Raw genomic sequence first — 21,316 nt, 5'->3', positions numbered from 1 at the left:
TACTTTATGCATCAAGCTAATTTCAGGCAAGTAGTCCGGCTTCGGGGGTTGCTGGTGGGCTTGCTGGTGGCCGGCCTGGGCCTGCTGCTGCCGGGCCGGGTGGCCGCTCAGCCAGGCCCGCTGCAAGGCCTCACCCGCCAGTTCAGCCAGTATGCCCGGCTGCATCCCTACGAGCGGTTGTTTCTGCACCTCGACCGGCCCCTGTACCTGAGTGGGGAAACCGCCTGGTTTACGGTGTATGCCGTGGGTGGCCCCAGCCTGGGGCCGTTGGCCCTGAGCAGCGTGGCCTACGTAGAGGTGCTCGACGCCGGCCAGCAACCCGTCCTTCAAACCCAGGTGGCCCTCACCAACACCCGGGGCCAGGGCACGCTTACGCTGCCCGCGAGCCTGGCCTCGGGCAACTACACGGTACGCGCCTACACCCGCTGGATGCAGAACGAGGGGCCGGAGGCCTATTTCCACCAGTCCATCACCCTGCTCAATACGTCCGTGGCCTCGGGCCGCCCGCTTGCCCAGGACTCCACCGGCCCCAACGTGCAGTTCTTCCCCGAAGGCGGCACGCTGGTCCGGGGGCTGCGGAGCCGGGTAGCCTTTCAACTCACGGGCCTTCCCGGCCCCGGGAGCAGTGCCCAGGGCCAGGTGCTGGACGAACAGGGCACCACGGTAGCCACATTTAGTGCCCGCCGGGGCGGGATGGGCAGCTTTCTGCTCACTCCCACCACGGCGGGGAACCGCTACACGGCCATCCTCTCCCACCCCCGCCTGCCCCGGCCCGTAGTCCGGCGGCTGCCTTCCGTGGCCGAGAACGGGTACGTGCTGCGCGTGGCCGACAGCGGCCCGGCTCAGGTTACGCTCACGGTGCAGGCCACCCCCGATCAGGACCAGACGGTGCTGCTGCTGGTTCACGCCCGCCACCAGGCCGCGCTGGCCCAGCCCCTGCGCCTGACCAGTGGTTCCGCTACGCTGACGCTCGCCAAAAGCCAGCTTCCGGAGGGCGTTTCGCATTTCACGCTGTTCACGACTGCCCATCAGCCCCTCTGCGACCGGTTGTTCTTTCAGCGGCCCCGGCAACGGCTGGCCCTGGATGCCCGGCCGGATAAGAGCGGCTACACGCCCCGCGAAAAGGTCCGGCTTCAGCTCACTGCCTCCAGCCCCACCGGTACCACAACCCCGCCGGCCGCCCTCTCCGTGGCGGTATATCGGCTCGATTCGCTTAACGCGGACGCGCCACCGACCATCGACCACTACCTGGGGCTGACGTCGGAGCTGCGGGGAACGGTAGACAACCCGGCCTACTACTTCACGGCGACCGGCCCGGAGGTGGCCGAGGCCACCGAAGACCTGCTGCTGACGCAGGGCTGGAGCCGGTTTGGGTGGGACGCCGTTTTTGCGCCCGCGCCGGCCCCGCCCGCCTTTTTGCCCGAGCCCTACGGCCCCGTGGTCCGGGCCAAGCTCACCCGGGCCGGCACGGACCAGCCCTACCCCGACCTGCTGACGTATTTATCGGTCCCGGGCCGGCTCGTACGGCTTTACAACGCGCGCAGCAACGCTGCCGGCATCGTGCAGTTCGAAACGCCTGATGTTTTCGGCTCCCCCACGGTGGTTCTTCAGACGGACCCGCGCCAGGACAGTACGTGCCAGATAACGCTGCTCAGTCCTTTCTCAGCCCGGTTCGCCCCCCTGGCGGCCCCGCCCTTCGCCCTGGTTCCACGCTTCGAGCAGGCCTACGCCCGCCGGCACCTGCAAACCCGCGTGCAGGCCCTGTACGCCAACCGGCAGCAGCTTCCGTACCTGGCCGCCACCCCCGACAGCACGCCCTTCTACGGCCGGCCCGGCGAGTCGTACCTGCTGGACCGCTACACCCGCTTCAAGGTGCTGGAGGAAGTGCTGCGGGAATACGTGCAGGAAGTGGCGGTGCGGATCCGGCCCGACGGGTTTCACCTCAAGGTAGTCGACAAGCTCAACAGCACGGTTTTCACGGAGAACCCGATGGTGCTGCTGGATGGGGTTCCCGTGTTCAATATGAACAAAGTAATGGCCCTGAACCCGCTCAAAATCCGGCGGCTCGACGTTATCGACAGCCGCTACGTGCATGGGGGGGCCACGTACAGCGGCCTGGTAAGCCTGAGTACTTACGAGGGCAACCTGGAGGGCTTTGCGCTGGATCCGCGCGTGCTGATTCAGGAGTACGAAGGCCGGCAGCAGCAACGCGAGTTCTACTCCCCCCGCTACGAAACGCCCCAGCAGAAGCAGAGCCGCCGCCCCGATTTCCGGGAGCTGCTCTACTGGAATCCGCAGGTGACGACGACGACGGCCGACGGAGCCGGCCAGACGCTGGAGTTTTATACCGGCGACCAGCCCGGCCGCTACCGGGTGGTGGTGCAGGGCCTGGCCGCCACCGGCGCGGCGGGCAGCACCAGCTGCACTTTCGAGGTGGCACCGAACCTGTAAAGCGGCCGCAATAGCCCCGCAAAAAACACCCCGCCCGCCGCTTCAACTGAAAGCGGCGGGCGGGGTGTTTTTTGCGGGGCCGGAGTGCCGGCTTCAGACGCTTTACTTTGCTTGCAGATTTTTCAGCTTATCGTACGTCTGCTGCGATTTGCCATACTGGCGCTCTACCTCCTGGCGGAGCTGACCAGTGAGGGCCTGGCTGTCGAGGGCCTCTTTGTAGGCTTTGAGCGCCCATTCCTCGCCGTACACATTGGAGCCCAGAATGGCCTTTTCGCTGGTTCCCGTAAGCAGGGCCTTGGCATCCATCCAGCGGCGGTAGAGCTTGCCCTTTAGCGTGGTGCTGGTTTCGCGGCCCCCGCCCAACTGGCGCAGGTGCTGGTTGAGGCTGTTGGAGAACTGCTGGCTCTGGCTCACCAACTGCTTGTAGTAGCCGCGCAGCTCTGTGTCCTGGCTTTCGTCTACGGCCCGCTGGTAGCCCTCCACCCGGTCGTTCACGAAGAGCAGCAACTCGTGCAGCGCCTCGGTTTCGGAGTCGGATACCGCCGTTTTTTTGCCCTGGGTTTTGTTGACGAGGAAGCTGACGCCCAGCGCCAGCAGTGCGCCGCCGACCAGCTTGCCCATCAGGCCGCCGGTTTTCTTGGTTTCGGTTTCGGGGTTGGAAGATTTCATGAGAAAAACGAGTAAGGTTCAGGATTCGGCTTGCTTACGCCATTGGCCGGGGCTTGGTTAAGGTTGAGCTTGGCGGCGGCCTGGTTTTCTGGGGTCCTTGCCTGCCCGCCCGGCGGCCGGCAACCTTCTGCCGGCCGCCGTAGTTTGGGGCACACCGCCCGGATCCAGCCAGCTTTTTCGCACTCCTGGCCCTGGCCCCAACCAGCTTTTGCCATGATTGTCGACCGAAAAGCCTTTACCTACCAAGGGAACACCATTCTCGAAAAGCTACTCCTCAGCGCGCCTCACCGGCACGAGGCTGTTTTTCAGAACGAAGGCTGCTTCGTGCACATGAAGGGGGCCGGCACCCGGTTGCTGTCGGCCCAGGACAGATTGCTTATCCGGGAGCAGGAGTCGGTGCTGCTGAAATGCGGCACGTATTTTCTCGACTTCATCCACAAGCTCAAGGGCCAGACCGTCGAAGTACTGGCCTTTCACCTGTATCCCGACCTGCTGAAGCAGCTCTACCCCACCGAGCTGCCGGCCCTGATGGAGAAAAGGGCCGCAACGGGCGGCAGTATCGCCATTGCCCACGATGCCGTTATTGCCCGCTACCTCGACTCGTTGGAGTTCTACTTCCAGAACCCGGCCCTGGTCAACGACGAGCTATTGGAAGTAAAAGTGAAGGAGTTGGTGCTGCTGCTGGTGCAGACCGGTAGTGCCGACTCGATTTTGTCGTTGGCCACCCACCTGCACTCGCCCATGGACATCAACATAAAAAATACCGTCGACCTGCACACGTATTCCAATTTGAGCACGACGGAGCTGGCCGAGTTGTGTAATCTGAGTCTTTCTTCCTTTAAAAGAGCGTTCAAAAAGCTGTATCACGACAACCCGACCAGTTATTTTATCAGCCAGAAGCTCAAGAAAGCCAAGGCGCTGCTGACGGGTTCCGCGCTGCCCATCGGCGAAATTGCCTACGAGGCCGGCTTCAACGACCCGCTCTACTTTGCCCGCCTGTTCCGGCAGCGGGCGGGCGTGGCCCCCAGCACCTATCGGGCCAGCCACGCCCACCCCGCCCCGGAGGGAGCGGCCGATTGAACCGAATGTCCATAAGATCGGGCTCATTGTCCATAATTCGGGCTGGGGGTGGCAGTACCTTTGTCGTAAGCAAACCGGGGGTGGAAAACCATACCAGCCGCCCCCGATTATTCCACTTTACATCCAGACAACCATGCGCAATTTCCCCATCCACACCCTCGAAACCGCCCCCGAGCAGAGCAAGCCCCTGCTGGAAAAATCCCTGAAGGAGTACGGCATGATTCCGGGCCTGCACGGCGCGCTGGCCGAAGCCCCGGGCCTGCTAAACGCCTACCAGACGCTGCACCAGCTCTTCACCGAATCGTCGTTTGATAAGGACGAGCTGACGGTGGTGTGGCAGACCATCAACGTGGAGCACGACTGCCATTACTGCGTACCCGCCCACACGGGCATCGCCCACATGATGCAGGTGGACCCGGCCATCACGGAGGCCCTGCGCAACCGTACTGCCCTGCCCACCGACAAGCTCCAGGTGCTCCACGATACCACGCTTTCGATGGTGCGCAACCGGGGCCGGGTAAGCGAAGCCGAGCTGACCGCATTCTACGCGGCCGGCTACACCAAGCGCCAAGTGCTGGAAATCGTGCTGGGCCTCTCGCAGAAAGTCATCAGCAACTACACCAACCACCTGGCCGAGACGCCGGTGGATGCAGCCTTCCAGAAGTTCGCCTGGCAGCCCGCCACCGTCTGATTTCACCAGTCAGTAAGTCGTTGCCAAGCGCGGGTGCCCCGAAAGGGGTGCCCGCGCTTGTTTGGGAGCGTCTGCTGCGCGGCCTCGGGGCGCGGATTACCAGGCGTACCCCCCCCGTGCTCATTTCGCAGTGACTGACCGCATAGTCGGCCGCAGACTCCGGATGCCGGGCCGGCGGCCTTCTCTTTGCCGCCGTATATTCGCCCTATGACTTCTGAAACGCCCGCCGCGCCCGCCCGCAAGCTGTTCCTGCTCGACGCCTTCGCCCTGATTTACCGCGCCCACTTCGCCTTCAGCAAGAACCCGCGCGTGAACTCCAAGGGCCTCAACACCGGGGCCATTCTGGGCTTTACCAACACGCTGGTGGAGGTGCTGCAAAAGGAGAAGCCCACCCACATCGGCGTGGCCTTCGACGGCCCCAAGAAAACCTTCCGCCACGAGCAGTACGCCGCCTACAAGGCCCAGCGCCAGGCCATGCCCGAGGATATCGGCCTGGCCATTCCCTACATCAAGCAAATCATCCAGGCCTTCCACATTCCTATTCTGCTGGTGGAGGGCTACGAGGCCGACGACGTGATTGGCACCCTGGCCCGCCGCGCCGAGCAGCAGGGCTTTGGCGAGGTGTACATGATGACGCCCGATAAGGACTACTGCCAGTTGGTTACCGACTGCGTGAAAATCTACCGGCCGGCCTTCATGGGCAACGCCGCCGAAATCCTCGACGTGGCCCACGTGCTCCAGCGCTTCGAGGTGGAGCGGGCCGAGCAGGTAATTGACATTCTGGGCCTCCAGGGCGACGCCTCCGACAACATTCCCGGCATTCCGGGCATCGGCGAGAAGACGGCCAAGAAGCTGATTCAGGAGTATGGCTCGGTGGAAAACCTGATTGCCAACGTGGATCAGCTCAAGGGCAAGCAGCAGCAGAACGTGCGCGAATTTGCTGAGCAGGGCCTCATGAGCAAGGAGCTGGCCACCATTCACCTGGATGTGCCCATCGAGTTCGAGGCCGACAAGCTGGTGCTCGACCAGCCCGACCACGAAGAGCTGCGCCGCTTGTTTGATGAGCTGGAGTTCCGGCAGCTGGCCGCCCGCGTGCTGGACGGCGGCAGCCCGGCCGGCGTTACGGGCAACGTTAGCCCACGAGCGAAAAACGAAAAACGAAAAACGAACGCCGGCCAGGGCAGCCTGTTCGGCACCCCGGCTGATGCGGCCGTAGCCATTGGGGCCGAGGAAGGCGAAACGGGCAGCCTCGGGGCTCCGGCCGGTTTGCGTCGCACCCTCGAAGACGTGGCCCACCAGTACCACCTGCTGGACACGCCCGCCCTGCGGGCCGAGCTGCTGAAATTCCTGCTGCTGCAAACCGAAGTCAGCTTCGACACCGAAACCACCGGCCTCGATACCATGACGGCCCGGCTGGTGGGCCTGTCGTTCTGCTGGCTGCCGGGCGAGGCCTACTATGTGCCCGTACCCCAGGCTGACGACGCGGCCGCCCAGGCGTTGGTAGACGAGTTCCGGCCCTTCTTCGACGCGGAGCACATCCTCAAAATCGGCCAGAACATCAAGTACGACCTCACCATCCTCAAGCACTACGGCGTCGAAATCCGGGGGCCGCTGTTTGATACCATGCTGGCCCACTACCTGCTGGAGCCCGACATGCGCCACGGCATGGATGTGCTGGCCGAAACCTACCTGCACTACACCCCGGTGCCCATCACGGCCCTGATCGGCCCCAGGGGCAAGAACCAGAAAACCATGGCCGACCTGCCGCCCGCCCAGGTGTCGGACTACGCCTGCGAGGACGCCGACGTGACCCTGCAACTCAAGTATGTATTTGAGCCGCTGCTGAAGGAGGTAGGGTTGCTCGATTTGCTGAATGAGGTGGAAAACCCGCTGGTGCCGGTGCTGGCCGCCATCGAGTACGAGGGCGTGCAGATTGACTCGGCGGCCATGGGCGAGTACTCGGCCGAGTTGCAGGGCTACATCACGGAGCTGGAAACCCAGATTTACCAGGAAGCCGGCGAGGAGTTCAACATCGGCTCGCCCAAGCAGCTCGGCGAGGTGCTGTTCGACAAAATGGACCTGGGCGGCAAGAAAATCAAGAAAACCAAAACCGGCCAGTACGCCACGGGCGAGGAAATCCTGAGCCAGCTGGCCGCCGACGCCCCCATTGCGGGCCTGATTCTGGAGTACCGCCAGCTCAGCAAGCTGCGCTCCACCTATGTCGAGGCCCTGCCCCAGCTGGTGTGCGAGCTCGACGGGCGGGTGCACACGAGCTTCAACCAGGCCGTAACGGCCACCGGCCGCCTCTCCAGCACCAACCCCAACCTCCAGAACATTCCCATCCGCACCGAGAAGGGCCGCGAAATCCGCAAGGCCTTCGTGCCCCGCGACGCCAACCACCTGCTGCTGGCCGCCGACTACTCCCAGGTAGAGCTGCGCATCATGGCTGATTTCTCGGGCGACCAGACCATGATCGAAGCTTTCCGCCTGGGCCAGGACATCCACACCAGCACGGCCAGCAAGGTGTTCCGGGTGCCCCTGAACGAGGTGGACAGCGAGATGCGGCGCAAGGCCAAAACCGTGAATTTCGGCATCATCTACGGCATTTCGGCCTTCGGGCTGGCCCAGCGCATCGGTATTTCACGCAAGGAGGCCACCGACATCATCGACACGTATTTCGAGGAGTTTTCGTCGGTCAAGCAGTTCATGGACGACAGCATCAACAAGGCCCGGGAGCTGGAGTACGCCGAAACACTGCTCGGCCGCCGCCGCTACCTGCGCGACATCAACTCGCGTAACGCCACGCTGCGCGGCTACACCGAGCGCAACGCCATCAACGCCCCCATCCAGGGCACGGCGGCCGACATTATCAAGAAGGCCATGATCAACATTCATGAGTGGCTGCGCGACGAGAAGCTGGCCACCCGCATGATTTTGCAGGTGCACGACGAACTGGTGTTTGATGCCCCGCAGGAGGAGGTAGCCTACATCACACCCAAAATCAAGGAGCTGATGGCCACCGCTCTGCTGTTGCCCCATGGCGTGCCCCTGGAAGTGGAGGTAGGCACGGGCAAGAACTGGTTGCAGGCCCACTAACCGTTCGCAGCAGCGCCGCCCATGCAAATGCCCGCTTCTGAGTTACAGAAGCGGGCATTTGCATGGGCGGCGCTGCTGCGAACCTACTCGCCTACGTACGTCGTGCGGGTGGTCGTAGTCACTCCCCTATCGGTTTCCTGCGTAGTCAAGACCATTTTGTTCTCGCTCAGCTCGTTGATATCGAACTCAATAGCCGCGATAAACACGGTAATAAGCAACTTCGATTCATTGGAAGTCAAGGCCCAGTTACCGGCAAATTGCTGAGGATCAGAAGGGTCGCACTTGGTTTTTCCTTCATCGGCGATGAAGATTCCGTTCGCTATGAATTTTGCCAGGTCATCTTTCGTGCAGGCATCTTCGCTGCTAAATGTGTCCTGAGTGGCAGTACCTACTGACTCGGTCTGAGCGGTTACGCGCCAGCTTTTGGCCATCAGCAGCTCACTTTTAGACTTTGGTGCCGGATCGTTGTCGCTGCCGCAACCAACAAAGGCGCTGCTGGCCGCAATAGCCAGAGCAAGGAATGCAATACGTTTCATTGATAGGATAAAAAAAATGGATGAAAACGCGCGTGACAGGCCCGGGCTTTCCGTTTAGTATGGCTCCAAGAAAAATACAACTACCTAACTATCCTGCTAACTCTTACCTATCACTAGCGACGCAAATATAGCCCCTGATTTTCCAGAATCCCTAATCTACTGCCGGTCGGCACTGGCTCATACTTTCGCCCTGAACCGTTACCGGCAATCCTTGCGCAGCCGGAGGATGCGGGTGGCTCAGGTTCAGCACCCTTGGCCTGCGACGGCACCTGCGGGGGCTGCCGCCCCGCAGGTGCTGATGGCCGCCGCCCTGCTGCCCCACGGCGTGCCCCTGGAAGTGGAAGTAGGCACGGGCAAGAACTGGTTGCAGGCCCACTAGCGGAAAGTACCCGGGCCGGTCAGTTTGCCGTAGAGCTGAGCGCCGGACCACTCCCGGCCCTTTACTATGCTAAAAAACCCGCACACCAATACTCTCCAGAACGTAGCCCGCAGCCTGCTGGGCACGTTCATGGTGGTGGCCGGCACCGGCCACCTCACTTTCCAGCGCCGCGAGTTCCAGGCCCAGGTACCCGATTTCATCCCGCTTGATAAGGATACCGTCGTGCTCTTGTCAGGCGTGTTAGAAATTGGGCTCGGGCTGGGGTTGCTGGGGCTGAAGGGCCGCAACCGGATTCGGCTGGGCCTGGGGCTGGGGCTGTTCTACGCGGCCGTGTTTCCGGGCAATATCCACCAGTACACGCACCACCTGCCCGCCTTTGGCCTCGATACCGACGCCAAGCGCCTGGGCCGCCTGTTCTTCCAGCCCGTGCTCATTGGTTGGGCGCTGTGGAGCACGGGAGCCCTGAAGTCTCTCATGGCCCGCCGGCCAAACAAAGCCGCCGCCCGCCGGTAACTTCTGTATGACAACCAATTTCTCAGCCGACACCTTCTTCGATGTAGCCGTAATCGGGGCCGGGCCCGTGGGACTGGCCTGCGCCCTGGAAGTGCAGCGGCGCGGCCTTTCGGTAGCAGTGCTCGATAAAGGCGCGCTGGTCAACTCGCTGATCGGCTACCCCACCAACATGGAGTTCTTCTCCACGCCCGAGCTGCTCGAAATCGGGGGCCACCCCATGACCACGCTCCACTACAAGCCCCTGCGCGAAGACGCCCTCGACTACTACCGCCGCGTGGCCCAGACCGAAAAGCTCACCCTACGCCTCTACGAGCGGGTGTTGGGCCTCGAAGGGGAGCAGGGCAATTTCACCGTCGTGACGGACAAGGGCCGGCTCGGGGCACGCTTCGTGGTGGTGGCTACCGGTTTTTACGACGTGCCCAACTACCTGCGCGTGCCCGGCGAGGAACTGCCCCACGTGACCCACTACTACAAGGAACCCTACGCCCACGCCGACCAAGACGTGGTGATTATCGGGGCCAAAAACTCCTCGGCCAAAGCCGCTTTGCAGCTGCTGCGCGCCGGAGCCCGGCCCATGCTGGTGGTGCGCGGTCCCGAAATCAGTGAATCGGTAAAATACTGGATCCGGCCCGACCTGGTGAACCGCATTAAGGAGGGCCGGATCGGGGCCTTGTTCAACAGCACCGTGGCGCGCATTAGGGCCGGGGCGGTGGAAGTGAACACGCCCGAAGGCTTACGCACGCTGCCGGCTCAGCACGTGTACGCCCTCACCGGCTACCACCCCGATTTCTCGTTTCTGGCGGCCCTGGGCATCACCGGCGGCACCGACGCGGCCCGCACGCCCACCCACAACGCCGACACGCTGGAAACCAACCGCCCCGGGCTCTACCTGGCCGGCACCGTCTGCGGGGGCCTCAACACCAGCCGCTGGTTTATCGAAAACGGCCGCTACCACGCCCAACTCATTGCCGCCCGCCTGGCCGGCGAGGCCGCGCCCGAGTTGCCGGAGATAGTGCAGCAGGTGCAGTCCGGAAGTTAGGAGCGTTCAGGCACCAGCTGCTACGGCTATGCGCTTGAATGAACGGCTGCTCCCGGGCAAACGAAAAGTGCCCGTCTCATGTGAGACGGGCACTTTTCGTTTGCTTGAGCGCGGCGCTGATTACGGGAATTTTACGCCCTGGTAGTCGTTGGGGTTCACCGTCGGCACCTTGGCTCCGTAGGTGCTATTGATGACTTTGATCATCTCGTTGGCCACAATGGCATAGCCGCGCGGCGTAGGGTGTACGCCATCGAGCGAGAACAGATTGCCGGTAATAAAGCCCGCCGTGTTGCTGATCCCATTCGTGACGATGCCATTGCTGGCCACCTGGGCGAAGAAGGTATTCGCATCGAATACGCCCAGCCCTTTTTCGGCGGCTTTGGCCTTGATGGAGTTGTTGAACGCCGTAGTAGCGTCTTTCACGAGGACCTGCTCCGCATCGTCAAGCACCAGGGTGCTCGGGAAGGGGTGAGCCGCAGTGGCCCCGAAAGCCTGCACGGTATCCACGCCCTGCAATTGCAGAAACAGTCCCAGCGTTACGAAAGCGGGCAACGACGGCTTGGCCTGGTTGTATACATCGCGCCACGCTTTGCCTTTGTTGGGCATCCCGAATAACGGCAGGTACGGCGACGAGGTGAGGGTAAACAGCTGATTACCGGACGAACCGTTGGCATTGCGGATCGTGTTGACGGGAATCACTTTGCGGGTCGGTGGCGCACCGGGCGTACCCGAGAAGCCGCCCGTCGTGACTACGATGGCCGGCACCTTAGCCGCCTCCAGCGTAGCGCGGAAGGAGGGGCCTACCGTCGTGAAGAACGGAATATTGGTAACGTCCGGGATGGTAGCCACCACGCCCTTAGCGCCTTTAGCCGTCAGGGCATCGATAATCTTGGCATTCTTGGCCGTGAAATCAGCGGTGGGCGTCAGGAAGCTGGCGGCTCCACCGGCCGTGGCGTAGCCCAGCACATCGTTGTTGCCCAGCCAGTTGGTGAAGAAGGTGGGATTGGAAGCGGTAACCCGCGCCAGGTAGGTCTGGTTGCTGTTGTCGGGCGAAATCCGCTCGAAATACGGATTGCCCAGTACGCTGCCGTAGCCGGCCGTCTCCACGTCGGAGAGCCGGATGCCCGGTACGCCCAGGTTATTCACCGGATCAGTGAATTTGGTGTACAGGGGCCGGGTAGCCGTGGCTCCCTGGCGCAACGCCAGATTGGTGGCTACACTGGCCGTAATGGGCGAGCCGGCAGCCGTGAAGCCCGCCAGGCGCAGATAGCCCGAGCCGTTCTGCTGGTTGGCCACGTTGAACAGCGGCTGCACGAACTCGCCGCCGCCTACTGTTTTAAACTGCTGGGCCAGCAGGGCAGGATAGGACTGCTGCTGGCCCGTTAGGTAGAGGCCACCATCGGAGAAGCCGGCCGTGAGCGAGTTGCCCACGGCGATGTAGTTGGAGAAGTCGACGCCACCGTTGCTTGGGCTGAAATCACCTTCTAAGTCGGGCTGGCAAGCCGTCAGACCCAAGCCCGCCAGCAGGGCCAGCGGCGTAGCTTTGCGTAGTAAAAAAGAAGTCATCATGGAGTCGGAGAGTGAGTCGCGTTAGAAGGTGTAGTTCAGGCCCAGACCGGCAACTACCACGTTGGTTTTGTAGGTTCCGGCAATCCGGTCGGTGGTGCCGTTGTTGATGAGTTCGGCCTGCGTCTGCGTCCGCTTCTTGATGCCGATGTACTGGCCCGAAAGGTCGACGCCGAACTTGCCGAAGCTGTAGGAAGCGCCGAGCGTACCGGCCAGGCGGTCGTTGTCGGGCGTTTCGGGCGTTACGAACCCATCTTTTACCGGGCTCTCATCATACGAGCCGCCGGCCCGCACGGTCAGGCCGCTGGTGAGCTTGTACTGGGCACCCAGACGGAAGGTGAGAGCATCCTCGTACTCACGCCGCGACTCGCTGAAGTCGGCGCCGTTTACGGGCTTGGTAAAGTCGAAGCGCAGCGTTTTGTAAGCGCTCCAGTTGGCCAGGCTGGCATCGAGGCCGATGGTCAGGTTTTCGTTGGGCATAATGCCGATACCGATGCTGGTAGTGGCAATCAGGGGCAGCGTGGCCGCGAACTTGGTACCCTCCTGAAAACGAGGCTGGAATACGGGGGAGTTGATTCCGGTAAACGTCACGTCGCCGTTCTTCACCTCCGCATCAATCTTCGAGCGGTAGTTGAGGCCCACGCTCAGCTTGTCGGATGGCTTGAAGAAAACGCCGACGTTGTAGCCGAGCTTGGTTTCGGCTTTGCCGTCGAGTTCGATGTGGCCGAACGAGTCGGGCAGCGGAATATCGCGTTGCAGGTTCACTGAACCCAAGGCCAGCACCACCACGCCGGCACCCACGCTGAGCTTATCGGTAATGGCGTAGCTGAAAGTTGGCTGCACGAAAACCGACTTCAGGTCGATGTCGGTCAGAGCAGTCCGGCCTTCCCAGCCATCGGCGTACTGGAGCTTGCTGCCGAAAGGCGTGTAGACGCCAATGCCGGCCCGGAACTTCCCCTCACTCGGGCCGAAAGCCGCGAACAGGCCGAAAGGCGTCGTGACGGTATTGCGCAGCTCGCGCTGCTGGTTGCCTCCCTCGGCCACAAAAGAATTCCGGGCAAACGTGCCGTTGGCTCCCAGATGGATACCCCGGTCCTTCACCATGGCCAAGGCCCCCGGGTTGTAGAACATGGCCGCCTGATCCAGGGATAGCCCTACGCCAACCCCGCCCATGCCGTTGTTTTTCTGTCCGGCCAGCGTTACCTGGTAGCCGCCCGCCGAGGCGGCCGTGCCCGTAAGCAGCGCACTTCCTGCAAGAAGTAAAGACTTAAATTTCATACAAAGAGTGAGATGAGTGAGAATTTAGGGGGTCAATGGCCTAAATGTAGGGAAAAAGACAATGATTTAGTCGGCACGCCGAACAAATTTAGCCGCAGGTTTTTTTCGGGTTTGCGAGTGCTCACGCCCGCCTGGTGCGCGGGCGTGAGCGGTTACTGGGGGGAGCCGGTCACTTCCCGCGTCAGCAGGTTGAGGTGCTGGCCGGCCACGAGCAGGTGCACGCGCAGGCCCTGCCCGCTCACGGGCTCCCCCCGCCCGATGCGGCCCAGGTTGCTGCCGTGCAGGTGGCGGCCGTCCATCACCGTTGCCACCCCGTCGCCGAATACTTCGGCCCGCTGCCCGCCGCGCACAATCAGGCCGGTTTCCTCGGCCAGTCCGATGCCCAGAAACACGGGGTGCGCGAGCAGGGCGTGGGCCAGGCGGCCAAAGCGGCCGCGCTCGGCAAAATGCTGGTCGATAAACAGGCGGGGCAGCAGGTTCAGGCCGGCAGCCGTCTGGATGCCGCCCTTGCGCAGGGCGCGCCAGCCGTAGCCTTCCACCAGCATCTGCTCGGTGAGGGCGGCGGCCCCGGCGCTGGTGCCGGCCACCATAAAGTCCGGCTCCTGCTGATACCGCTCGTGCAGAACGCGCAGAAACTCGGTGCCCCGCAGAAAATCGGTGATGCGCTCCTGGTCGCCGCCGCTGAAAAACACGAGGCCCGCCCGGCGCAGGCGGCGCAGAGCCGAGGGCGAATCGGCGGGATGGTGCTCGTTGATGGGCAGGTGGCGGGCCGCCGCGCAGCCCAGCTCCCGGAACGAGTTCTCGTAGGCCGCCGCCGTACGCTCGGCGTTGCGCCAGGAGGCTGCCGTGATGATTTCTACCGGCGTGTCGGCCCCCGGCAGCAGGTCGCAGAGCAGGGCCAGCAGGGCGTCATCATCGCCCCCTCCAAGGGCAACGAGGGTGCCAAGCGGCGGGGCAACAAGGGGCTCAGACATAGGAACGAAGCAGGAAGGACGGCCAAAAGTACGCGCTACCCGCAATTCGGCAACTTCGCCCGCCCCGAAAGGCGGCGGGGCCGCCCCCCCCAACAGCGGGGCCGGCCGGCGCGGGGCGGCCAGAAAATTGGCTCCCCGGCAACCGATTGGCCCCGGAAAGCCGTACTTTTGCGCGCCGGTTCGGCCCGCTTCACCAACGCCTTCTGCCTAGCGAGAAACACGCCTTTTCCTACTTCATGAATCAGCACCCCACTCTCGACCACATCACGTCCCTGATTCAGGAGGGCGAGTTTTTCAAGCTCAAGGAGGCGCTCAAGCATTTCGAACCCAGCGAAGTGGTCGATTTGCTGGAACAGGAGGAGGAGCGCGAGCAGCTCATCATTTTCCGGCTGCTGCCCCTGCAACTGGCCACGGAGGTGTTCGAGTACCTCGACCTCGATATTCAGAAGCACTTTCTGGCCAACCTGAGCCAGGAAAAGATTTCGGACATCCTCAACGAAATGTCGCCCGACGACCGGACGGCGCTGCTGGAGTTCCTGCCCGATGAGCTGGTCCGGGAGCTGATCCAGACGCTTTCGGAGGCCGAGCGCAAGGTGACGCTGGAGCTGCTCGGCTACCCCGAGTACTCGGTGGGCCGCCTGATGACGCCCGACTACATTGCCATCCGCGAAAGCTGGACGGTGCAGCAGGTGCTGGAGTACATCCGCCGCCACGGCGGGCAGTCGGAAACCCTGAACGTGCTCTACGTAACCGACGAGCGGGGCAAGCTCATTGACGACATCCGCATCCGGGAGTTTCTGCTGGCCGCCCCCGACACGCGGGTGAGTGAGCTGATGGATAGCCGCTTCATCTCCCTGAGCAGCATGCAGGACCAGGAGGAGGCCATCGACGAGTTCCGGCGCAACGACCGGGTGGCCCTGCCGGTGGTCAACGACCAGGGCATCCTATTCGGCATCGTCACCATCGACGACATCCTCGACATCCGGGAAGAAGAAGACACCGAGGACATCCAGAAGCTGGGCGGCTCCGAAGCCCTCGACGAGCCCTACCTGGCTACTTCCATCTGGAACATGGTGAAGAAGCGCGCCGGCTGGCTCGTGATTCTGCTGCTGGGCGAGATGCTGACCACCTCGGCCATGCACCACTTCGAAGACGATTTGCAGAAGGCCGCCGTGCTGGGCCTGTTCATTCCGCTCATTATTTCGGCGGGCGGCAACGCCGGCTCCCAGGCCACCTCCCTCATCATCCGGGCCATGAGCCTGGGCGAATTCACGGTGTCAGACTGGTGGATGATTCTGCGGCGGGAGCTACTGTCGGGGCTGCTGCTAGGCGTTATTCTGGGCGTGGTGGGCTCGTTGCGCATCGTGCTGTGGGCCAACTACGTCGACCCCGGCTACTTCGGTCCCTACTGGTCGCTGATTGCCGTCACGGTGGGCTTCTCGCTGCTGGGCATTGTGCTGTGGGGGGCGCTGGCCGGGGCCATGCTGCCCATGCTGCTCAAGCGCCTGGGCCTCGACCCGGCCACGTCCTCGGCCCCCTTCGTGGCGACGCTGGTGGATGTGACGGGCCTGATTATCTACTTCTCGGTGGCCACGATGGTGCTGCGCGGCACGCTGCTGTAGGGCGAAGCAACGGACTGCGGCTGCCCGTAACAACATGGCGCTTGCAGTGTCTCTAAAAATCTACCCGGCCGCGGTTGGTCTTTTTGTCGCCGTGCTTTTTCTTGGACTCCAGGCGTTTGCGCACGGCGCCTTTGCCGGGCTTGGTGGGGCGACGGGCCTTGGGCTTATGCAGAGTTTTGGTGAGCAGCTGGTGAAACTTGAGCAGTGCCGTTTCGCGGTTGCGCAGCTGGCTGCGGTCTTCCTGGGCCGTGATGAGCAGCTCCCCTTCCTGGGTAAGGCGGGAAGCCAGCTTTTCCAGCAGCGTGAGCTTCTGCTCGTCGGTGAGCAGCTGGGAGTCGGCCACCCGGAAGCGCAGCTCTACGCGGCTCTCCACCTTGTTCACGTGCTGGCCGCCCGGCCCGCTGCTACGGCTGGTCTGGAACTGGAGTTCGGGCAGGAAGTCGGCGGCGGGGGGAAGCATGGTTTTTACTGTGAAATTTTGAAGGTGATACAGGCAGCACTTACGTACTCCGCTAACTTTTGAGCCCCGGAGGGGCATTATGCTTATCGAACAGGGCCTTTCTCCGGCCATAAAGCCCAAGGTGGGAGGCGCTAGCAACCCAGTACCCCACGCCGGGGCTCAAAAGTAAGCGAAGTACGTAAGCCCTGACCATGCCCTTAGGACTTACGCAGCAGGAAGGTAGCGCCAGCCGCAGGAAAGCGCAGCCCCGCCCCTACACCGGGCATCACCGGTAAACTACTTTAAAAAGTGCTCTGGGTTGCCTACGGGCAGGCCCACCGGCGAGTCGGTTGTTTCGCCCAGGTGCGGCATCAGGTTGCACTTGCTCCTCCCGTTGCCGTAAAGGTTGCCCCTTCTGCCGGCCCGCTCACCAGGCGCAGAAAGCCGAAGATGTGGGCCGCCACCACAACGCCCCCGCCCCCTGCCCGCCGGTAAACACCCGCTCAAAAAAACGACAGGTGTTTACCTGTGAGGTAAACACCCAACCAAAAAAACGACAGGTGTTTACCTGCGAGGTAAACACCCGGCCAAAAAAACGACAAGTGTTTACCTGCGAGGTAAACACCCAACCAAAAAAACGACAGGTGTTTACCTGCCTGCATAGGACTTACGCACCCCGGTTGCGGCTGAGGCCCGCAGAGGCATTATGGGCATCATGGGCAGCGAAAAAGGCCTTACTCAGGCACCAGCCCCCCAACGGGACGGTAGTATTCGGGGCACGACTAATTCCGCCCCGCTGGGGTTCAGCAGCAACCGGGGGGACGTAAGGCTTAGTAAAGGCACTGCCATCCCGAGGGAAGTTTGGCCCTTCACAGGCTCCACAGCACCCACCCCAGCCACCCGGCGCGGGCAGTCCAGGCCAGGGTGCGGGGCCAGTTGGTGCGCACCAGCCCGTCGATGGCCACGTAGTTGTAGCCCCGGGCGAGGCGGTTGTGGAAGGGCACGGTGATGAAGAACGTGCTGGCCCACACCAGCAGCACCAGCGCCAGTTGGCCCCAGCGCATGGCCGGCCCCAGTGCTTCGCCCTGCCAGGCCAGATACCCGGCCGCGCCCAGCTCCAGCAGCATCGGGGCCATTACTACCCAGCTGATGCGGGTGGAATGCTCCCGGTGAAACTGCTCGAACTGCGCGGGTTCCACGCGGGCGAAACCGGGATAATGCACCAGCTGCACCGTCCAGATCAGGCCGGTGAGGTAGGCGGCGAGGCCGAAGTTGAGCAGTAGCAAATGGGGCAGGGTCATAGCGTTTTTCGTTACTCGCTTTTTGTTGTTCGTCGTAGCCGGCCCATTAACAACTCAGCCGTTTCCGCTACCTTCCTACGAACAACGAAAAACGAGCAACGAAAAACGCTATGAAGTTTTCTCCTCTGCTGCTGACTGCCCCCCTACTCGGCCTCGCCCTGAGTGCCTGCAACTCCGGCAGCAACTCCGGCACGGCCAACCAGCCCGACCTGATTCAGGCCAACCTCGATACCACCGTGCGCCCCGGCGACGACTTCTACCGCTACGCCAACGGGGCCTGGTTCAAAAACCACCCTATTCCGGCTTCCGAGAGCAACTGGGGCATTGGTAAGGAAGTGCAGAACGAGATTTACGTGCGCCTGCGCCAGCTCAACCAGGAAGCCGCCCGGGCCAAGGCCGCCACGGGCACGGCCCAGCAGAAAATCGGGGATTTCTGGGCCGCCGGCATGGACAGCGCCGCCATCAACCGCCAGGGCGTGGAACCGTTGCAGAAGGAGCTGACGCGCATCCGCAGCATTACCACCGTGACGGGCGTGCAGGCGGCCATTGCCCGGTTGCAGCTGCTGGGTGTGAATGCGCTCATCGGGGGCTACGTGGGCCAGGATGCCAAGAACAGCGAAAAAATGGCCCTCCAGCTCTGGCAGGCGGGTCTGGGCCTGCCCAACCGCGACTACTACTTTAACCAGGACGCCCGCACCAGCAACATTCGGAAGGAGTACCAGAAGCACCTGACCACGATGTTCGGGCTGCTGGGTCAGGATGCGGCCACGGCCCAGGCCAACACCCAGCGCGTGCTGGCCCTGGAAACCAAATTAGCCGCCGCCTCGCGCAAGCTCGAAGCCCTGCGCGACCCCTACGCCAACTACAACAAGCTGTCGGTGGCCCAGCTCGATGAGCTGACGCCGGGCCTCAATTGGAAACCCTGGCTGGCCGAAATGGCCTTCGCGGGTACCGACACCGTGATTGTGGGCCAGCCGGAGTTCTACCGCGAAGCCGGCCGCCTACTGCGCACCGCCCCGCTCGCCGACTGGCAGGCTTACCTGCAATGGCAGCTGGTGCACACCTACGCCCCCACCCTGAGCCAGGGCTTCGATGAGGAAAATTTCCGCTTCTACGGCACCGTGCTGCAAGGTGCCAAGGAGCAGCGCCCCCGCTGGAAGCGCGTCCTCGACGCCGAGGAAAACGCCATGGGCGAGGCCCTGGGCCAGTTGTTCGTGAAGGAATACTTCACGCCCGCCACCAAGAAACGCTACGAACAGCTGACCGAAAACGTAGTGGCCTCCTTCCGGGAGCACATCAAGGCCCTGGACTGGATGAGCGACACCACCAAGCAGAAGGCCCTGGTGAAGCTGGGTAAAATCACGCGCAAGGTGGGCTACCCCGACAAGTGGAAGGACTACTCCTCGCTGCGCATCGACCGCACGTCCTACGCGGCCAACGTGATGCGGGCCAACGAGTGGCGCTACCGCTACGAGGCCCGCAAGCTGGGCCAGCCCGTCGACCGTACTGAGTGGGGCATGACGCCCCAGACCTACAATGCCTACTACAACCCCAGCAACAACGAAATTGTGCTGCCGGCCGCCATTTTCGCCGTTCCCGGCCTGCTCGATGCCGATGCCGACGACGCCATTATCTATGGTTACGCCGGGGCCAGCACCATCGGCCACGAGCTGACCCACGGCTTCGACGACGAGGGCAGCCAGTTCGATGAGAAGGGCAACCTGCGCAGCTGGTGGACCAAATCGGACCGGCGGGCGTTTGATGCGCGGGTGAAGGGCATCGTGCGCCAGTTCAACGGCTACACCGTGCTTGACTCCCTGCACATCAACGGCAAGGCCACGGCCGGCGAGAACATTGCCGACCTGGGCGGCATCGTCATCGGCCTTGATGCCTTCAAGAAGACGGAGCAGTACAAGAAGGGCGAGAAAATCGGGGGCCTCACGCCGGTGCAGCGCTACTTCCTGGGCTACGCCCTGGGCTGGCAGGTGCACCAGCGCGACGAGCGCCTGGCCCAGGCCATCCTCACCGACGTGCACTCGCCCGCCCAGTACCGCATCAACGGCCCCTTCGCCGACGTGCCCGCCTTCTACGAGGCCTTCGGCGTGAAACCCGGCGACCAGCTCTACCGCCCCGATTCGGCCCGGGTGAAGATTTGGTAGGGCTTAGCTTTTTGACAAAACGGGCTGTCATCCTGAGCGGAGCGAAGGATGTTATCACGCTGAAACGATAATCGTAAACACGACTCGTCCTACCGTGGTGATAAGGTCCTTCACTCCGCTCAGGATGACAGCCCGTTTTTTGCTGATATGTTCGCCTACTTCGGCCGGTTCATGAACTGCGCCAGTCCCCGGCGGGCCTTGGCCTGCACCGGCCGGCGCAGAATCCCCGACCAGCCCAACAGCCAGCCGGGCATTCCCAAGGCCTGCCGCGACCAGCGCCAGAAGCTGAACTCGTCGTGGTGGGTGCCGATGAGGCCGTCCTGAAAGGTGAACCGGGCCTGAATGTGGTTGTGCACGGGGCGGCCGGTTTGAGAGAACATATAGCGCGCATCCCAGGTAGCCTGGCCCTGGCGCTCATCGGCCGAAACGTCGTTGTAGGTCAGGCGTAGGTCGCCGCCCCGCTCGCAGAGCATACGCCACATCTGGCCGACTTCGGCTCCCTGCAACTGAAAAATGGCATCCTTGAAAGTGGCCTCGGGATGGTAGCAGGCGGCCATAGCGGCGTGGTCGCGGCGCTGGAAGGCCTGGTAGAAACGGGGCAGTAGGTCCTGGTGCGGGTGCATGATGACGGCCGGAACTGACCAGCCCGTTAAAGCTAGCCAAAAAGGCAGGAGAGCCGCACGGGGAAACGGCGGCGGCGCCCTTCTTTTTTCTGAGCCCGGGCAACGGTTGCCGGCCCCCGGCCATCTACCCCCGCAACTATCCACCATTCACTTTCTGCGCTTATGAAAACGCTCCGCCTTCTGTTGCCCGGCCTGCTGCTGGCCGTCCTGCTCTTTTCGGCCTTCCGGCCCGCCAACACCCGCGAAACCCGCCGCGTGGAGGCCTTTACCGCCGTGAGCCTGGGCGGCAGTATGCGCGTAATTGTGCGCCAGGGAAGCCCGCAGCTGGTAGAAGTGGAAGGCGACGCCGAGGACCTGGCCCGCCTCGAAACCACCGTTAGCGGCGGCAAGCTGCGCATTGGTACCAAGCCGCAGAACGGTATGCGCTGGTCGAATTTCAAGGGCAGCGTAACGGTATACGTGACCATGCCCATCGTTACGGGCCTGGCGGTAGGCGGCTCCGGAAGCCTGAAAGCGGCCGACGGCATCCGGGCCGATAACCTGGATCTGGCGGTCAGCGGCTCGGGCGGGATAGACCTGGCCAGCGTGACGGCCGATAAAATTCACTCCGCCATTTCGGGCTCGGGCAGCATCCAGATGGCCGGGGTTGCCCCGCGTCAGGAGGTAGCGGTAAGCGGCTCAGGCGGCCTGCGGGCCGAGAAGCTCCAGACCAAAACGTGCAGCGTGCGCATCAGCGGCTCGGGCAACTGCCGGGTACAGGCCACCGAAACCCTGGATGCCCGCATTGCCGGCTCCGGCGGCGTGTTCGTGAGCGGCAACCCGCGCATCAACAGCTCAATAGCCGGCAGCGGCCGCGTGCATCGGATTTAGGAGCTGGTTGTCAGTTGTCAGTTGTCAGTT

General features: G+C 62.8%; 18 protein-coding genes. 10 read left to right on the top strand and 8 right to left on the bottom strand.

What is annotated here, in order from left to right:
- Positions 1 to 6: 6 nt before the first annotated feature.
- Complete coding sequence (locus D0T11_RS10705) at positions 7 to 2,451, top strand: hypothetical protein (RefSeq protein WP_147374613.1); 2,445 nt, start codon at positions 7 to 9, stop codon at positions 2,449 to 2,451.
- A gap of 102 nt (positions 2,452 to 2,553) precedes the next feature.
- Here the strand turns inward: D0T11_RS10705 and D0T11_RS10700 are convergent, their stop codons facing one another.
- A complete protein-coding gene (locus D0T11_RS10700; protein ID WP_119655788.1) occupies positions 2,554 to 3,120 on the bottom strand; it encodes a PA2169 family four-helix-bundle protein in 567 nt (188 codons plus the stop codon).
- Between the two features lie 213 nt (positions 3,121 to 3,333).
- Here D0T11_RS10700 and D0T11_RS10695 point away from each other — a divergent pair, with 213 nt between their 5' ends.
- The 3 genes from D0T11_RS10695 (at position 3,334) to polA (ending at position 7,987) form a co-directional block, all read left to right on the top strand.
- Positions 3,334 to 4,200: a helix-turn-helix domain-containing protein gene (locus tag D0T11_RS10695; RefSeq protein WP_119655787.1), complete on the top strand. Its 867-nt coding sequence runs from the start codon at positions 3,334 to 3,336 to the stop codon at positions 4,198 to 4,200.
- A gap of 133 nt (positions 4,201 to 4,333) precedes the next feature.
- Positions 4,334 to 4,891 carry a carboxymuconolactone decarboxylase family protein gene (locus D0T11_RS10690; protein ID WP_119655786.1) on the top strand — a complete coding sequence of 186 codons (558 nt, stop codon included), beginning with the start codon at positions 4,334 to 4,336 and terminating at the stop codon, positions 4,889 to 4,891.
- Between the two features lie 207 nt (positions 4,892 to 5,098).
- Positions 5,099 to 7,987, top strand: a complete 2,889-nt coding sequence (gene polA / locus D0T11_RS10685; protein ID WP_119655785.1) for a DNA polymerase I — start codon at positions 5,099 to 5,101, stop codon at positions 7,985 to 7,987.
- A gap of 83 nt (positions 7,988 to 8,070) precedes the next feature.
- On the opposite strand, the gene D0T11_RS10680 is transcribed toward polA, so the two are convergent.
- Positions 8,071 to 8,523 (bottom strand): lipocalin family protein, encoded by a 453-nt coding sequence (locus tag D0T11_RS10680; protein WP_119655784.1) that lies wholly within the window; start codon positions 8,521 to 8,523, stop codon positions 8,071 to 8,073.
- A gap of 232 nt (positions 8,524 to 8,755) precedes the next feature.
- On the opposite strand from D0T11_RS10680, the gene D0T11_RS22515 reads away from it, so the two are divergent.
- The 3 genes from D0T11_RS22515 to D0T11_RS10670 all read left to right on the top strand — a co-directional run bounded on the left by D0T11_RS22515 (position 8,756) and on the right by D0T11_RS10670 (position 10,454).
- Entirely contained in the window at positions 8,756 to 8,902 is a 147-nt protein-coding gene (locus D0T11_RS22515; protein ID WP_182888342.1) for a hypothetical protein, read from the top strand.
- 66 nt (positions 8,903 to 8,968) lie between these two features.
- Positions 8,969 to 9,415, top strand: coding sequence for a DoxX family protein (locus D0T11_RS10675; protein WP_119655783.1), 447 nt, complete (start codon positions 8,969 to 8,971; stop codon positions 9,413 to 9,415).
- Between the two features lie 7 nt (positions 9,416 to 9,422).
- Positions 9,423 to 10,454, top strand: coding sequence for a YpdA family putative bacillithiol disulfide reductase (locus D0T11_RS10670; protein WP_119655782.1), 1,032 nt, complete (start codon positions 9,423 to 9,425; stop codon positions 10,452 to 10,454).
- A gap of 120 nt (positions 10,455 to 10,574) precedes the next feature.
- Here the strand turns inward: D0T11_RS10670 and D0T11_RS10665 are convergent, their stop codons facing one another.
- From D0T11_RS10665 to D0T11_RS10655, 3 genes are all read right to left on the bottom strand, one after another.
- Complete coding sequence (locus tag D0T11_RS10665; protein WP_119655781.1) at positions 10,575 to 12,023, bottom strand: SGNH/GDSL hydrolase family protein; 1,449 nt, start codon at positions 12,021 to 12,023, stop codon at positions 10,575 to 10,577.
- Positions 12,024 to 12,044: 21 nt separating this feature from the next.
- A complete protein-coding gene (locus D0T11_RS10660) occupies positions 12,045 to 13,298 on the bottom strand; it encodes an OmpP1/FadL family transporter (protein ID WP_119655780.1) in 1,254 nt (417 codons plus the stop codon).
- Between the two features lie 152 nt (positions 13,299 to 13,450).
- Positions 13,451 to 14,272 (bottom strand): cyanophycinase, encoded by an 822-nt coding sequence (locus D0T11_RS10655; protein ID WP_119655779.1) that lies wholly within the window; start codon positions 14,270 to 14,272, stop codon positions 13,451 to 13,453.
- A 236-nt stretch (positions 14,273 to 14,508) separates the two neighbouring features.
- On the opposite strand from D0T11_RS10655, the gene mgtE reads away from it, so the two are divergent.
- The gene (gene mgtE, locus D0T11_RS10650) at positions 14,509 to 15,894 is read left to right on the top strand and encodes a magnesium transporter (RefSeq protein WP_119655778.1); all 1,386 of its coding nucleotides are present in this window, start codon (positions 14,509 to 14,511) and stop codon (positions 15,892 to 15,894) included.
- A gap of 52 nt (positions 15,895 to 15,946) precedes the next feature.
- Here mgtE and arfB read toward each other — a convergent pair whose 3' ends face one another.
- Together arfB and D0T11_RS10640 are read right to left on the bottom strand one after the other, a co-directional pair.
- Positions 15,947 to 16,354 carry an alternative ribosome rescue aminoacyl-tRNA hydrolase ArfB gene (gene arfB, locus D0T11_RS10645; protein ID WP_119655777.1) on the bottom strand — a complete coding sequence of 136 codons (408 nt, stop codon included), beginning with the start codon at positions 16,352 to 16,354 and terminating at the stop codon, positions 15,947 to 15,949.
- A gap of 848 nt (positions 16,355 to 17,202) precedes the next feature.
- Positions 17,203 to 17,634: a hypothetical protein gene (locus D0T11_RS10640; protein WP_119655776.1), complete on the bottom strand. Its 432-nt coding sequence runs from the start codon at positions 17,632 to 17,634 to the stop codon at positions 17,203 to 17,205.
- A 110-nt stretch (positions 17,635 to 17,744) separates the two neighbouring features.
- On the opposite strand from D0T11_RS10640, the gene D0T11_RS10635 reads away from it, so the two are divergent.
- Positions 17,745 to 19,793, top strand: a complete 2,049-nt coding sequence (locus tag D0T11_RS10635) for a M13 family metallopeptidase (protein ID WP_119655775.1) — start codon at positions 17,745 to 17,747, stop codon at positions 19,791 to 19,793.
- Positions 19,794 to 19,948: 155 nt separating this feature from the next.
- Here D0T11_RS10635 and D0T11_RS10630 read toward each other — a convergent pair whose 3' ends face one another.
- Positions 19,949 to 20,416, bottom strand: a complete 468-nt coding sequence (locus tag D0T11_RS10630; protein ID WP_119655774.1) for a nuclear transport factor 2 family protein — start codon at positions 20,414 to 20,416, stop codon at positions 19,949 to 19,951.
- A gap of 162 nt (positions 20,417 to 20,578) precedes the next feature.
- Between D0T11_RS10630 and D0T11_RS10625 the strand changes: the two genes are divergently transcribed.
- Entirely contained in the window at positions 20,579 to 21,286 is a 708-nt protein-coding gene (locus tag D0T11_RS10625; RefSeq protein ID WP_119655773.1) for a head GIN domain-containing protein, read from the top strand.
- Positions 21,287 to 21,316 lie beyond the last annotated feature (30 nt).

The organism is Hymenobacter rubripertinctus (assembly GCF_003583925.1).
Taxonomy (GTDB): domain Bacteria; phylum Bacteroidota; class Bacteroidia; order Cytophagales; family Hymenobacteraceae; genus Hymenobacter; species Hymenobacter rubripertinctus.
This window is presented reverse-complemented; position numbering and strand designations above follow the sequence as displayed.